Origin of the sequence: Nonomuraea sp. NPDC050680 (genome assembly GCF_040654555.1) — a bacterium.
GTDB lineage: Bacteria > Actinomycetota > Actinomycetes > Streptosporangiales > Streptosporangiaceae > Nonomuraea.
The window spans coordinates 106,383-120,503 of record NZ_JBFAIF010000013.1; the positions used below are offsets into that span (position 1 = coordinate 106,383).

At 68.6% G+C, this 14,121-nt stretch carries 11 protein-coding genes; 7 read left to right on the forward strand and 4 right to left on the reverse strand.

From position 1 onward, the window contains the following. The first annotated feature begins 32 nt into the window (after positions 1-32). The 3 genes from AB0H88_RS34175 to AB0H88_RS34185 are packed head-to-tail and all read left to right on the forward strand — an operon-like array spanning position 33 to position 3,396. Positions 33-740: a succinate dehydrogenase cytochrome b subunit gene (locus tag AB0H88_RS34175; RefSeq protein WP_357651832.1), complete on the forward strand. Its 708-nt coding sequence runs from the start codon at positions 33-35 to the stop codon at positions 738-740. Beyond that, positions 737-2,659, forward strand: coding sequence for a fumarate reductase/succinate dehydrogenase flavoprotein subunit (locus AB0H88_RS34180; RefSeq protein WP_357651833.1), 1,923 nt, complete (start codon positions 737-739; stop codon positions 2,657-2,659). The genes AB0H88_RS34175 and AB0H88_RS34180 overlap by 4 nt, the downstream gene beginning before the upstream one ends. Next, the gene (locus AB0H88_RS34185) at positions 2,656-3,396 is read left to right on the forward strand and encodes a succinate dehydrogenase/fumarate reductase iron-sulfur subunit (protein ID WP_357651835.1); all 741 of its coding nucleotides are present in this window, start codon (positions 2,656-2,658) and stop codon (positions 3,394-3,396) included. Before AB0H88_RS34180 ends, AB0H88_RS34185 begins: the two co-directional genes overlap by 4 nt. Positions 3,397-3,507: 111 nt before the next feature. Here AB0H88_RS34185 and AB0H88_RS34190 read toward each other — a convergent pair whose 3' ends face one another. Beyond that, on the reverse strand, positions 3,508-4,230 hold the full coding sequence (locus AB0H88_RS34190) for a methyltransferase domain-containing protein (protein WP_357651837.1): 723 nt from the start codon (positions 4,228-4,230) through the stop codon (positions 3,508-3,510). Between the two features lie 92 nt (positions 4,231-4,322). Continuing rightward, positions 4,323-5,120, reverse strand: coding sequence for a class I SAM-dependent methyltransferase (locus AB0H88_RS34195; RefSeq protein ID WP_357651839.1), 798 nt, complete (start codon positions 5,118-5,120; stop codon positions 4,323-4,325). Between the two features lie 197 nt (positions 5,121-5,317). On the opposite strand from AB0H88_RS34195, the gene AB0H88_RS34200 reads away from it, so the two are divergent. After that, positions 5,318-6,103, forward strand: a complete 786-nt coding sequence (locus AB0H88_RS34200; protein ID WP_357651842.1) for a class I SAM-dependent methyltransferase — start codon at positions 5,318-5,320, stop codon at positions 6,101-6,103. Between the two features lie 820 nt (positions 6,104-6,923). Continuing rightward, on the forward strand, positions 6,924-7,430 hold the full coding sequence (locus AB0H88_RS34205; RefSeq protein WP_357651843.1) for a GNAT family N-acetyltransferase: 507 nt from the start codon (positions 6,924-6,926) through the stop codon (positions 7,428-7,430). A gap of 116 nt (positions 7,431-7,546) precedes the next feature. Here the strand turns inward: AB0H88_RS34205 and AB0H88_RS34210 are convergent, their stop codons facing one another. Then, positions 7,547-8,173, reverse strand: coding sequence for a phosphotransferase (locus AB0H88_RS34210; RefSeq protein ID WP_357651845.1), 627 nt, complete (start codon positions 8,171-8,173; stop codon positions 7,547-7,549). Positions 8,174-8,969: 796 nt separating this feature from the next. Here AB0H88_RS34210 and AB0H88_RS34215 point away from each other — a divergent pair. Next, on the forward strand, positions 8,970-10,658 hold the full coding sequence (locus AB0H88_RS34215) for an ABC transporter ATP-binding protein (protein ID WP_357651847.1): 1,689 nt from the start codon (positions 8,970-8,972) through the stop codon (positions 10,656-10,658). Positions 10,659-10,660: 2 nt separating this feature from the next. Beyond that, positions 10,661-12,460, forward strand: a complete 1,800-nt coding sequence (locus AB0H88_RS34220; RefSeq protein ID WP_357651849.1) for an ABC transporter ATP-binding protein — start codon at positions 10,661-10,663, stop codon at positions 12,458-12,460. A 111-nt stretch (positions 12,461-12,571) separates the two neighbouring features. Here the strand turns inward: AB0H88_RS34220 and AB0H88_RS34225 are convergent, their stop codons facing one another. Next, the gene (locus AB0H88_RS34225) at positions 12,572-13,960 is read right to left on the reverse strand and encodes an alpha/beta fold hydrolase (protein ID WP_357651851.1); all 1,389 of its coding nucleotides are present in this window, start codon (positions 13,958-13,960) and stop codon (positions 12,572-12,574) included. Positions 13,961-14,121: the final 161 nt, after the last annotated feature.

Consider the following 14,121-nt stretch of genomic DNA (forward strand, 5'->3'; position numbering starts at 1 on the left):
CGATTGAGCGAGGCGCCGCTACCGCGCCAGTCTTGAAGCCCACGCCGAAAAAGCCGACCCCCAGCGGAAAGCGCGGCGGATTCCTGCGCTCGTCCAATGGCAAGAAGGCCATCATGGCCGTCACGGGCGCCGCGATGGTGCTCTTCCTGATCCTCCACATGCTGGGCAACCTCAAGATCTTCCTCGGCAAGGACTCGTTCAACGAGTACGCCGAGGCGCTCCGCACCCTGCTGGAGCCGCTCGCGCCGTACCGGACGGTGCTGACGCTGCTGGAGGCCGGCCTCGTCGTGGCGGTGGTCCTGCACATGTGGGCCGCGATCTCGCTGGCGCGGCGGGCCCACCACGCCCGGCCGGTGAAGTACGTGGCCAAGAAGTCGCAGGCCAAGGGCTACACCACGCACATCATGCGGTGGGGTGGCGTGACGATCCTGCTCTTCCTGGTCTGGCACCTGCTCGACCTGAGCTTCGGCGTGGTGAACCCCAAGGGGTACGACGCCGCGCCGGCCGACCGGATGATCGCCGGGTTCGACCTGTCGCGCTGGTGGGTCACGCTCTTCTACGTCGTGGCCGTCGTCATGGTCGGTCTGCACCTGCGGCACGGCATCTGGAGCATGTTCCAGACCCTTGGCTGGGCCACCCGTTTCAAGGCCCTTCGCCCGGTCGCGGCGCTGGTGTCCGCGGTCCTGGTCATCGGCTTCCTCGCGCCGCCGCTCGCCGTCACGTTCGGAGTGATCAAGTGAAGTACACCGAAGGCCCGGAGATCAAGGACGCCAAGGCCCCCTCGGGTCCCATCGAGGAGCGGTGGGAGAAGCGGAAGTTCGGCGCCAAGCTCGTCAACCCGGCCAACAAGCGCAAGCTCAACGTGATCGTGGTCGGCACCGGCCTGGCGGGCGGTTCCGCCGCCGCGACGCTGGGGGAGCTGGGCTACAACGTCAAGTCGTTCTGTTATCAGGACACGCCGCGCCGCGCGCACTCCATCGCCGCGCAGGGCGGGATTAACGCCGCGAAGAACTACCGCGGCGACGGTGACTCGATCTATCGCCTTTTCTACGACACGGTGAAGGGCGGTGACTTCCGGGCCCGCGAGTCGAACGTCTACCGCCTCGCCCAGGTCTCCGTGAACATCATCGACCAGGCGGTCGCCCAGGGCGTCCCGTTCGCCCGTGAGTACGGCGGGCTGCTGGACACCCGATCGTTCGGCGGCGCGCAGGTGTCGCGTACGTTCTACGCGCGCGGCCAGACGGGCCAGCAGCTGCTGCTCGGCGCCTACCAGGCCCTGGAGCGGCAGATCGCGGCCGGGACCGTGGAGATGTTCACCCGGCACGAGATGCTCGACGTGATCGTGGCCGACGGCCGGGCGCGCGGGATCATCGTCCGCGACATGGTCACCGGGGAGATCGAGCGGCACGTGGCCGACGCCGTCGTGCTGGCCTCCGGCGGTTACGGGAACGTGTTCTTCCTGTCCACGAACGCCAAGGGGTGCAACACCACGGCGATCTGGCGGGCGCACGAGCGTGGCGCGTACTTCGCCAACCCCTGCTACACGCAGATCCACCCGACCTGCATTCCGGTGTCGGGCGAGTACCAGTCGAAGCTGACGCTGATGTCGGAGTCGCTGCGCAACGACGGCCGGGTGTGGGTGCCGCTCGTCGGCGGTGACTCCCGGGCTCCTGGCGACATTCCAGAAGACGAACGCGATTACTACCTGGAGCGGATTTATCCGGCTTTCGGGAATCTTGTCCCCCGGGACATCGCCTCCCGCGCCGCCAAGAACGTCTGCGACGAGGGCCGCGGCGTCGGACCCGGTGGGCTCGGGGTCTACCTGGACTTCGCCGACGCGATCAACCGTCTCGGCCGGGACGCCGTGGAGAAGAAGTACGGCAACCTCTTCGAGATGTACGAGCGCATCACGGGCGAGAACCCCTACGAGGCGCCGATGCGCATCTACCCGGCCGTCCACTACACCATGGGCGGCCTGTGGGTGGACTACGACCTGCAGTCCACGATCCCCGGCCTGTTCGTGATCGGCGAGGCCAACTTCTCCGACCACGGCGCCAACCGCCTCGGCGCCTCGGCGCTGATGCAGGGCCTGGCCGACGGCTACTTCGTGCTGCCCACCACGCTCGGCGACTACCTGGCGGCCGGGCCGTTCGGGGAGGTCTCCGAGGACGCCGTGGCCGAGGCCGAGATCAAGGTACGAAACAAGATCGACCGGCTGCTCGCGGTGAACGGCACGCGTACCCCCGACTCCTTCCACCGCGAGCTCGGCAAGCTCATGTGGGACTACTGCGGCATGGAACGCACCGAGGAGTCGCTGCGCAAGGCGCTGGAGCGCATTCCGGAGCTGCGCGAGGAATTCTGGCGCGACGTCAAGGTCTCGGGCACCGCCGAGGAGCTGAACCAGGTCCTGGAGAAGGCCGGGCGGGTCGCGGACTTCTTCGACCTGGCCGAGCTCATGTGCCTGGACGCGCTGATCCGCACCGAGTCGTGCGGCGGCCACTTCCGCGCCGAGTCGCAGGACGCCGACGGCGAGGCCCTGCGGGATGACGAGCACTTCGCACACGTGTCGGCCTGGGAGTTCTCCGGGGACGGACCGGTGCTGCACAAGGAAGCGCTCGAGTACGAGTACGTCAAGATGACCCAGCGGAGCTACAAGTGAACTTGACTTTGAAGGTCTGGCGCCAGAGCGGCCCGTCAGCTCCCGGCAAGATGGCGACTTACCGGGTTGAAGATGTCTCCCCGGACATGTCCTTCCTGGAGATGCTCGACGTCCTCAACGAGCGCCTCATCCTGTCGGGCGACGACCCGGTGGCCTTCGACCACGACTGCCGCGAGGGCATCTGCGGCATGTGCGGCATGGTCATCAACGGCGTCGCGCACGGCGAGCAGCGCGCCACCACCACCTGCCAGCTCCACATGCGGCACTTCGAGGACGGCGCCACCATCACCATCGAGCCGTGGCGCGCGGCACCGTTCCCGGTGGTGAAGGACCTGGTGGTTGACCGGTCGGCGTTCGACCGCATCATTCAGGCCGGCGGCTTCATCTCGGTCCCGGCGGGCTCGGCGCCCGACGCCCACAGCATCCCGGTACGCAAGGAGGACGCCGACGACGCCTTCGACGCCGCCACCTGCATCGGCTGCGGGGCCTGCGTGGCGGCCTGCCCGAACGGGTCGGCGTCGCTCTTCACGGCCGCCAAGATCACTCACCTGTCGCTGCTTCCGCAGGGCCAGCCGGAGCGTCTGACGCGGGCCAAGGCGATGGTGGACCAGATGGACGCGGAGGGGTTCGGCGGGTGCACGAACACGGGTGAGTGCACCGCTGTGTGCCCCAAGGGGATTCCGCTGGACACCATCGCCCAGATGAACAGCGACTACCTCAAGGCGAACGCCAAGTAGGGGGCTGCGGGCCGTACAGAGCTGGTACTTGCTCTGTACTTGTTGTGTACGGCCCACCCGTCGTCAGATTGCCTGTGCCGGGAACTTCCGGTCTGCCAGGCGTTGGCGCCGTCAAGGTGCGTCGGCCACCACCATGAACAGCGTGCAAGTCGCCAGGAAGGGCCCGGAGCCGAGGTCGGCGGAGTCCTCCAGGTAACCCGCGTGCACAGCCCTGGAGAGGGTGCGGCGGAGGCCGAAGAGCTGCTCGGCCGTCTCCAGGTCCCGGATCACCGGGCTGAACACCGTCGCCGTACGTACGGTCAGTCCGGCCTGTTCGGCGAGGCGGGCGAGACTCCGGCCGATGGCCGGGTTTCTGATCACCTCCGTGGTGATGTACCGGACGAGGCCCGGGCCGGCCGGTGAGTCGATCAGCAGGCCGTGCCAGTCGGGTTCGGCCATGGCGATGGTGGCGCCCGGCCGGGCCACGCGGCGAAACTCGGCCAGCACCCGCCCCGGGCCCGGTACGTGCTGCAGCATCCGATCCGTACGCGCCCGGTCGACGGTGCCGTCGTCGAGGGGCATCGCGTGGGCGTCGCCGACGCGGATCTCGACGTTGGCACGGTCAGCCAGCCGTAAGCGGGCCTGGTCCGCCATGGCCGGGTCGTGGTCGAGGCCGATCACCGTACCCGAAGGAGTCACACCGTCGGAGAGATCGGCCAGGTCGGTGCCGGGGCCGCAGCCGATGTCGAGTACGGTCTGGCTGGGCCGCAGGTCCATCATGGTCAGCAGGTCCCGCTTGTACGCGCGGCCGGGGGTGCTGGCGGCGAGTTGGTCCAGGTACGCGATGGTCGTCATGACCATGAGCCAAGCAGGTCGGTGTGCGGTTTCCGGGGAGAGCGCGTCAAGATCCGGTGCACGGGCGTCGTTTGGTCACGGGTTTCTCCGGGTCATAGGCGTCGGCCGATGGTGAGGCCGACCGACCAGTGGCGGACGAGTCGTCCGTCCGGGCGTGCGGCGAGGAGACGGCGAACCTCACGGTAGAGATGTTCGCGTCTGGCCGGCTCCATGGCGATGTGGCCGGAGAACGTGTCGAGCAGAGCGATGTATTCGTCTGTCGTGTAGCGCAAAGCCCACACGTAGAGTCTCGTCCCGACCACCGTGAAGTGTCCGGAGGTCGCAAATTCGGTGGCGATGGGGTCGGACCGGTTCTCAGGCGGTGGCGGCGGCCACGGGGCGCCATCACCTTCGCCGATCTCGTCGTAGACCTTCTGGATCTCGGTAAAGAACGGGTCGAAACCTGCCGGGAACGCGTGGTCGGCGTTCCACACGGCCAAATGGCCGCCCGGGGCGAGCAGCTCGGCTGCTTTCGCGTACTTGACCTCCGGGTCCACCCATTTCCACGCCGTGGCCGCGTAGGCGAGATCGAAGCGGGTCTCTGCCGGCGGCTCCCAGTCTTCGAATGACGACGTGATCACGGAAACGTCGGCGAATTCGGCGAGGCGGTGCCGTGCCTCGGCCGCCAGAGCATCGCCGAGTTCGACCGCGGTGATCCTGAAGCCCATCCGTGCCAATGGCAGCGTGGCTTTGCCCGGACCGCATCCGACTTCGAGCAGGTGCGCGGGTGGCGTGATCGCGGTGATCGCCAGCAGGTCGGAATACAGCTCCGCCGGGTAGTCGGGGCGGGCGTCCTGATAGAGGTCAGCCACGCGGTCGAAGGTGGCTCGCAGCCGAAGATCGCCGGACATACTCCCATCCTGACAGCGCGGCGACACTGCTGCCATCGATGCGCCCAGCTCTGATCGAACGCCGGGTTGGCAAACCTGATCCGAACGTCGCGGCCCGGCCGGCTGGGTGAGTCCGAATTCGGCAGGTTCCTTTGGCGGCGGTACGCCCGACTTAATGGGAGGCGTCGCGACCGCGTTCCTGCTTACGCTCAGGCGTCATGGACTATCTGACGACCAACCGGGCCAACTGGAACGCACGGGTCCCGATCCATCTCGACAGCGACTTCTACGATGTCGACGGTTTCAAGGCCAACGGCCGGAGCGTCCTGAGACCATTCGAGGTCGCGGAGGTCGGCGACGTGTCCGGCCGCCGCTTGGCGCACCTGCAGTGTCACCTCGGCCTGGACACGCTCTCCTGGGCCAGGCTCGGCGCCGAGGTGACCGGGCTCGACTTCTCCGACGCCGCCATCGACCAGGCCAAGGCCATCGCCGCCGACTGCGGCCTGCCGGCGAGGTTCGTCACCGCCGACGTGTACGACGCGGTCGAGGCGCTCGGCGAGACCTACGACATCGTCTACACCGGCCTCGGCGCCCTGGTGTGGCTGCCCGAGCTCACCCGCTGGGCGGAGGCGGTCGCCGCGCTGCTGAAACCGAGCGGATTCCTGTACCTCGCGGAATTCCACCCCTTTCCCCATGTCCTTGATGAAGAGACCGGCACGACGATCGCCTACGACTACTTCGACCGGGGTCCGCACGTCTGGGAGGAACCGTACACCTACACCGGTGGCCGGCTGATCGAGTCTCACACCTCCGTGCAGTTCCAGCACGGCATCGGTGATGTTGTCAGCGCGGTGGCGGCGGCGGGCCTGCGTGTGGAGTTCCTGCACGAGTATGACCACACCCTCTTCCGCCGCTTCGCCACGATGTCCGGCGACCACACTGGGTACCGCTTGCCGGAGGGTGCACCCAGGGTCCCGCTCATGTACTCCCTGCGAGCGTCTTGAATTCCCTGTAGTTCCCTGAAGGAATCAGGCAACTCGGACGGGCGTGGCCTGGCCTGGGCCGCCCCGGTGCTTGGCGAGCATGAGCACGGGGGTGGCTTTGGCGTGGTGGAAGCCGGTCCGATGGTGAGAATTCCTGACATGCCCTGTCCGGTACGGCTGGCGCCGTCCCGGCTTGGGTGCATGGCCCGCCGGACGCTGTCCACCGCCTGCGGGCGGTGGGGCGGGCACCGAGCGCCGGTCGGGCACACGGCTGGACGTCATCGAGTTGTTCCGTGAGTTGGCTGAGGTACGGATGGGCCGTTTCGGGGGCGAGCCGGAAGATGACGGTCACGGCCCATCCCCGGGCGTCCAAGCGAACGCCGCCCCCGCCTCCGCAACCCCAGGCTTGGCCGGAAACCCCACACTCGCCGCCGCCTCCGAAGATGAGACCGAATCCGTGCCCCAGACCACGTTCCACCGGCACAACACGGACTACGAGCCCATAGCAGAACCTGAGGTTCTCATAGCGAATAGTGCGTACCCTCAGCCGATAGTGCGCCTCCTCCGGCGGCGGGTCCTGCCGTCCCAACGATGTGATCCCGAATCGTTCGCAGAACCGTCGCGCCCGCGGGTTGCCGGCCGGCACTGCAACCCCACCTCGGCGCATCCGGACGACAGATGTTCGAGACCTTCTTCGGCCGCCGCGGCAACACCGTAGGAGTGTCTTCATCGCTCCCGTCGGCGGAGGTAATCCGAACACGGCACGGTCACTCGCAAGATGGGTCCGGACGTCGCAAGGTTCGCGCGGTGATTGTCAGACTCGTTGAGTACCATCCGCGGGATGGAGATACCTTTTGTCCGACTTGAGTCCTGGTCGCAGGGTGACCTGGAGCTGCTGCGCCGCCTCAACGCTCCTGAGATGACCGAGCACCTGGGCGGTCCCGAGACCGAGGAAGAGGTGGTCGGGCGGCACGAGCGCTACCTCAAGCTGGATGATCCGGGCTTGGGCGCCATGTTCAGCGTGGTCGTCGAGCCTGAGCTGGAGACGGTCGGCTCGATCGGCTTCTGGGAGCGCGAATGGCAGGGTGAGACCGTGTATGAGACGGGCTGGGGGATTTTGCCGGAGTTTCAGGGGCGGGGCATCGCGACGGCGGCTGCCATTGCCATCGCGACCAAGGCTCGGGCGGAGGGCAGGCACCGGCACCTGCATGCCTACCCCTCCGTGGAGCATCAGGCGTCCAACGCGATCTGCCGCAAGGCCGGGTTCACCTTCGTCGGGGAGGTCGACTTCGAGTACCCGGTAGGTCATCCGATGCGCTGCAACGACTGGCGGCTGCGCTTGCTCTGACGGGCCGCGGCTCCAGACGGCGGCCCCAGGCCGGCCACGAGCGCGACGCGAGCCGGCCCGTACGCCACGCGCCACGACACCGCCCTTATGTCCGCCCGCGTCGGCGTCAGGCTGTGTCAGGCTGCGTCGGTCCAGGAGGCGGTGATGTCGAGGCGCTCGAGCCACAGTTTCTCGCCGTCGCCGCCCGGCTCCCACCGGCCGGTGAAGTCGAGCAGGGCACGGCAGCGCGCCACCATGGCCGCGTGACGGTCCGGCCAGGACGGCACCGGGCCGCCGTACGCGTCGAAGAAGGACGGCAGGCGCGATACGTGCTCCGGGTGGTGCATGCGTACGATCCATTCGCACCACGCGAGGTCCTCGATCGGCTCGCCCGGGTGCGCCCACTCCCAGTCGAGGATCGCCGCCGTCTCGAACGTGGCGGGATCGAACAGCAGGTTCTGCGGCCCGTAATCGCCGTGCACGATCCCGAGCCGGTGGATGCGGGCCAGCGTCTGCCCGCATCCGGCGAGGACCTCGGTCACGCGGCCCTCGTCGAGCAGGTCTTGGCCGTGCGCCCCGCGTACGTAGCGAGTGGTCACGCTCGTCGGGGTCACCCGGTGTACGGCGGGCACAGGCAGCCGCCCGCGCAGTCGGCGCAGGAACCTGCTCTCGGTCTTGAGGCGGATCGCCGCGTCAGGACCTTCGTAACACTTGACGACCCATGTGTCGTCGCCGACCGTGCTGTTGGTGTACCCGTGCTTCACAGGGACCGATTCTGGCGTACCGGGAAGATCCCCGGAATCACCTGAGCCACCCTCGATACACGGTGTAAGACCGGGTCGGCGGTAGAATGGTGAGGAAACCGCAGGCACCGGGCGGCTGAACGGCAAAAGCACGACGAAGTGTCAGCCCGATGCGAACATGCGTCCTGTAAAGCGCTTCGGCGTGTCTCTGCTGCGCGCTCCTTGCTCCCTGTTCTCTACTCCGCGCTCGTGGCCGGGCGCAAGAACAATCCGGCGGCAGGCGTCCGCCGGATGACCGGGGCGCCGGACCGCCCGCACGGGACCGCCATGGTCGGACCGGGGGACCGGCGGGATCGCAGTGGTCGGACCGGAGGACCGGCGGGATCGCAGTGGTCGGACCGCCTCCGTCGGCACGCCTTGACGGAACGCCTTCGCCGAGCGCCGTGGCCGGAACGCCGATCTGGCAGGGGTCGGCCATCCACGTCGGTGCGGTTCACCTCAGGCAGGTCGTACGCGCAGCCGGCCGCCAAGACAACGGACCGCTGCACTTGGTCGGTGAGCACCGGTGTGGTGTTCAGGTCGAGACCGGTGGATCTGGTCGGTGAGCGCCGGTGTGGTGTTCAGGTCGGAGACCGGTGGATCTGGTCGGTGAGCGCCGGTGTGGTGTTCAGGTCGGAGACCGGTGGATCTGGTCGGTGAGCACCGTCGCGGTGCTCAGGTCGGAAACCGGTGGACCTGGGCGGTCAGCACCATCGCGGTGCCCGAGTCGGAAAATGGTTTGCCGGGTCAGCCGGCGCCTTGTCAACCTTGATGAGCTATGCGATCCCTTCCAGAAGCCGATTTCGGCATGCCCGACATCCGCAGCCCGCTCCGGTACCTGTGGTGGAACGCGCGTGCCCAGGCTCCGGCATTGCTGGGCGGCATCGGTTTCGCCACCGCCTGGTGGCTCTTGCAGGCGCTGGTCCCCGCCGTGCTCGGCAAGGGCATCGACGCCGTCACGGCCAAGGACACCGACGCGCTGCTGACCTGGTCGGCGATCATGCTTGTGATCGGCATGCTGCAGGCGTTCACCGGGATCATGCGGCACCGGATGGCGGTCTACAACTGGCTGGCCGCCGCCTACCGCACCGTACAAGTGACCGCCCGGCAGGCCGCGCGGCTCGGTGCCACGCTGCCCAAGCGGGTCTCGACCGGCGAGGTCGTCAGCGTCGGCAACTCCGATATCTCCCACATCGGCAACTCGATGGAGGTCCTGCCGCGTGGCACCGGCTCCGTCGTGGCGATCATCGCGGTCACCGTGATCCTCATCTCCACTTCGCTGCCGTTGGGCCTGCTGGTGATGTTCGGCGTGCCGCTGATGGCCGTCGCGATCGGGCCGCTGCTCAAGCCGCTGCACAGGCGGCAGAAGGCCCAGCGCGACCTGATGGGCGAGCTGTCCACCAGGTCGGCCGACATCGTGGCGGGCCTGCGGGTGCTGCGCGGCATCGGCGGCGAGCAGGTGTTCGCCGCGCGCTACCGCGAGGAGTCCCAGGGCGTACGACACGCGGGCGTCAACGTTTCCAAGATCGAATCGCTGCTCGAAGGCGCGCAGATCCTGCTGCCCGGAGTGCTCATCGCGGTCGTCACCGGGATAGGCGCCTCGTTCGCCATCGGCGGCGAGATCACCACGGGTCAGCTCGTCGCCTTCTACGGCTACGCGGTCTTCCTGATCGGCCCGATGCGTACGCTCACCGAGGTCGCCGACAAGGTGACCAAGGGCCATGTGGCGGCCCGCCGCGTGGTGCGCATCCTGTCCATCGAACCCGAGGTGTCAGGGGGCACCGGCACCAGTGATGGCGGAGTGCTGCGCGACTCCTACAGCGGCGTCACCGTCCAGCCGGGCATCCTGACCGCGATCGCGGCCGCTCTGCCGGAGGACGCCATCGCCATCGCCGACCGGCTGGGCCGCTACGCGGACGGCGACGTCACTTTTGGCGGGGCAGACCTGGCGAGGCTGCCGATGGCCGAGATCCGTGAGCGCATCCTGGTCGCCGACAACGGCGCCCGCCTGTTCACCGGCAGGCTCCGCGACGAGCTCGACGTCCGCGGCGACGCTTCCGGCGAGCGGGTGGAGCAGGCGCTGTACGCCGCCTGCGCCGAGGACATCGTCGAGGCCCTGCCCGACGGGCTCGACGCCCTGGTGGCCGAGGCCGGCCGGGAGTTCTCCGGCGGGCAGCAGCAGCGACTCCGACTGGTCAGGGCGCTGCTCGCCGATCCGGAGGTGCTCATCCTGGTCGAGCCGACCAGCGCGGTGGACGCCCACAGCGAGGCCCGCATCGGCGAGCGGTTGGCCAAGGCCCGCGTCGGCAAGACCACGCTGGTCTGCACGACCAGCCCGCTGGTGCTCGACCGCGCCGACCACGTGCTCTACGTCGAGAACGGCAGGGTGCTCGCCGAAGGCACGCACCGCGACCTGCTGGCGACCTCGCCGGAATACACCACGACCGTGACGAGAGGGGAGGACTGACGATGGCCCGCGAGATCCTGCCGGTCGCCGACCAGAGACAGGTGCGCGCCTACGCCAGGCGGCTGACGCTCAAGTATCCGCGCCAGCTCACCGTCGTGCTGGCCCTGCACGGGCTCGCGGCGATCGTGGGCCTGGCCGTGCCCTGGCAACTCGGCAAGCTGGTGCAGAACGTCCAGGACAACGGCCACGTCAACGTGCTGCTCTTCGCCGCCGGCATCGGCGCGTTCCTGTTCGGGCAGGGCGCTCTGGTGCGTTACGCGGTGCTCGCCTCGGCCAAGCTCGGCGAGAAAGTCCTCGCCGAGCTGCGTGAGGAGTTCGTCGACCGGGTGCTCGGCCTGCCGCTGTCGACGGTGGAGCGGGCCGGCTCCGGCGACCTGATCACCAGGACCTCCCGCGACGTCGACTCCCTCTCCCAGACCGTCCGGCACGCCGTGCCCGAGACGCTGATCGCGAGCGTCACGTTCACGATCACCGTGGGTGCGGTGGTGCTGGTCAGCCCGCTGCTCATGCTGCCGATGCTGATCGCGGTGCCACTGCTCTGGATCTCCACCCGCTGGTACCTCAACCGGGCCCGCGACGGCTACCTGCGCGAGAACGCCGCCTACGCGGACATGACCGAGGGACTGGCCGAGACCGTCGAGGGCGCCAGGGCCGTGGAGGCGCTCGGCCTCCAGCGCCGGCGGGAGGCGCGGACCGCGAACGACATCCGCGGCTCGTTCGCCGCCGAACGCTACACGCTGTGGCTGCGCACGATCTGGTATCCCGCCGTCGAGCTGGGCTATGTGATCCCGGTCGCCTCGACCCTGCTCATCGGCGGCCTGTTCTACACCAACGGCTGGGTGTCGCTGGCCCAGGTCACCGCCGCCATCCTGTACGCGCAGCAGCTCATCGACCCGCTCGACCGCTTTCTCATGTGGATCGAGGAGTTGCAGGTGGGCGGGGCCGCCATGGCCCGGCTGCTCGGCGTGGCGAACGTGCCCGACGACCGGACCGCCTCCACCGCACGGCCCACGGGCGAACTGCTGGAGGCCGACGACGTCCGTTACGCCTACCGTGAAGGCCGCGACGTGCTGCACGGCGTGTCGCTGACCGTCCGGCCGGGAGAGCGGCTGGCCATGGTCGGCCCTTCCGGCGCGGGCAAGTCGACGCTCGGCAGGCTGCTGGCGGGTATCCACGGCCCGCGTACGGGCGCGGTGTCGGTGGGCGGTGTGCCCCTGGTCGACCTGCCCCTCGACGACCTGCGCGGCCACGTCGCGCTGGTCACCCAGGAACACCACGTCTTCAAGGGCACGCTCCGCGACAACCTGCTGATCGCCCGCCCGGACGCCGACGACACCGCCGTGCGCGCGGCCCTCGCGGCGGTCGACTCGCTCGACTGGGTGCTCGCCCTGCCCGACGGACTCGACACGGTCGTCGGGTCCGGTGGGATGACCGTCTCTCCTGCCCACGCCCAGCAGCTGGCGCTGGCCCGCCTGGTGCTGGCGGACCCGCACACGCTGGTGCTGGACGAGGCCACCTCGCTCATCGACCCCCGAGCCGCCCGGCACCTGGAGCGGTCGCTGGCGGCGGTGCTCGACGGTCGCACGGTGATCGCCATCGCCCACCGCCTCTACACGGCGCACGACGCGGACCGGGTGGCGGTGGTCGAGGACGGACGGATCACCGAGCTCGGGTCGCACGATGAGCTGGTGGCTGAGGGCGGCTCGTACGCGGCCCTGTGGAGTAGCTGGCACGGGACTCCGGCCACCACCCGCCCCCTGGCCACAGACGAGTCGGCAGAGTGGCTGGCACAGCATTCCTGACCGTCTAGTCCCGGTCACCGACACTTGATCTCGGTTCTGGTCGATGGCTCTCGGTCATCGGCTTTTGATGGGCCACTCTTTGGCCGTCGATGAGTCGGTTTCCGGGGGTGGTCAGCACTTCGTGTCAGGGGACGGCAAGGTGCGGTCCGTGAAGTAGCGGATCATGTGGTTGCGGGCGCACTCGTTGAAGGCGAAGAGCGTGTGTCCTGGGCCTTCATGACGGATGGTGGCGCTGCCCGGTACCTGCGTGAGAATCCGGGCGACCGCGTCGGACTCGCGCCAGGCACCAGCGCCGAGCATCGGCGGCAGGCCCTTGGGGAGAGGTGCGGGCGGGTTGGTCACTGATACCGGCCAGCCGATGCAGCCGAGCGTGCCCGTCGCCAAAGTGTTGGCCGCGCCCGCGTTGGGGGCGATCTTGCGGAGCCGGGTGATCGTCTTGTCGAGCTCGGCGCGGCTGGAGGGGCGTGGCCAGTCGGTGCATTCGGTGACCCCGGTCGACTGGTCGGGGTAGCGGGAGCCGCGGGCGGGGACGAAGCCGGAGGCGTCGCCGCCTACGGTCTTGCGGAGGGCCTCCGCCAGCTTGGGATAGCTGTCGGGGCCCTGCTGGGCGAATCCCAAGGCGAGGGATTGCAGGTCGCGGCCCGTATAGGCGATGCCTGCCGACTTGGCGGGCACCGGGGAGCGGTCGGCCTTGGCAACCAGGCCGCGCCACTGGGTGGACAGCTCTCGGCACTTGCCCGCACCGGCGCACCAGGTGAAGAAGCGGCTGAAGGACGTCTCATTGTCCTTGGCCATCTCGACCATGTCAGCGGTCCAGTCGGTGCCGCTGTGACTGATCGTGCCGTCGATCACCATGGTGCGCACCTGGCCGGGGAAGAGCCGGGCGTAGTCCTGCGCGTAGATCCCGGCGTAGGAGGCGCCGTAGAAGTTGAGCTTGCCGTCGCCCAGGGCCTTTCTGATGGCCTCCATGTCTCTGGCGTTGTCGGCCGAGCTCATGTTGGCGAACAGCTCGGGGTCCTTGTTGCGGCAGGCCTCCGCGTAGCCGCGGTTGGTGTCGGAGAGCCGTCCGAAGTCGGCGTCGTCTTTGGGGAAGTCGGGCAGCGGGACTCGGGTCCAGGTGCAGGCCAGCCCGGTGCTGAGGCCGCCGAACTGCGCGCCGTAGCCGCGGGTGTCCCAGGTGATGACGTCCATGCGTTCGCGCAGCTTGGTCCAGAGGTCCGCGTAGGTCTGGGTCAAAGCGATGCCGGGGCCGCCGGGGCCGCCGTAGGCCACCAGGACCGACCCTTCGGAGGTGGTGCCGGTGGCCTTCAGCCGGCCCAGCTTGAGGGTGATCTTGCGGCCGTCGGGTTTCTGCCAGTCGGCGGGGACCTGGAGGTCGGCGCAGGTCATCCCGGCCTTGTCGGTGGGGCAGGCGGTCCAGTCGAGGGTGGCCGCCTGCTGGGACTGGACGCCGGAGCCGAGGAGGGCGATGGCGATGGAGAGGGAGAAGTGCTTGAGCATGCGCACGACGATCCCGCAGAGGGGGTTTCGGGCACATCGGACCACGGGCTGATCTGGGAGGGGGCGGATCAGCCCGTGGCATGTCATGCCACGGGCTGACGACACCTGAGACGTGGCCTACTCGAAGTGGTCGACCGACGAGCTTCACCTACAGCACAGGA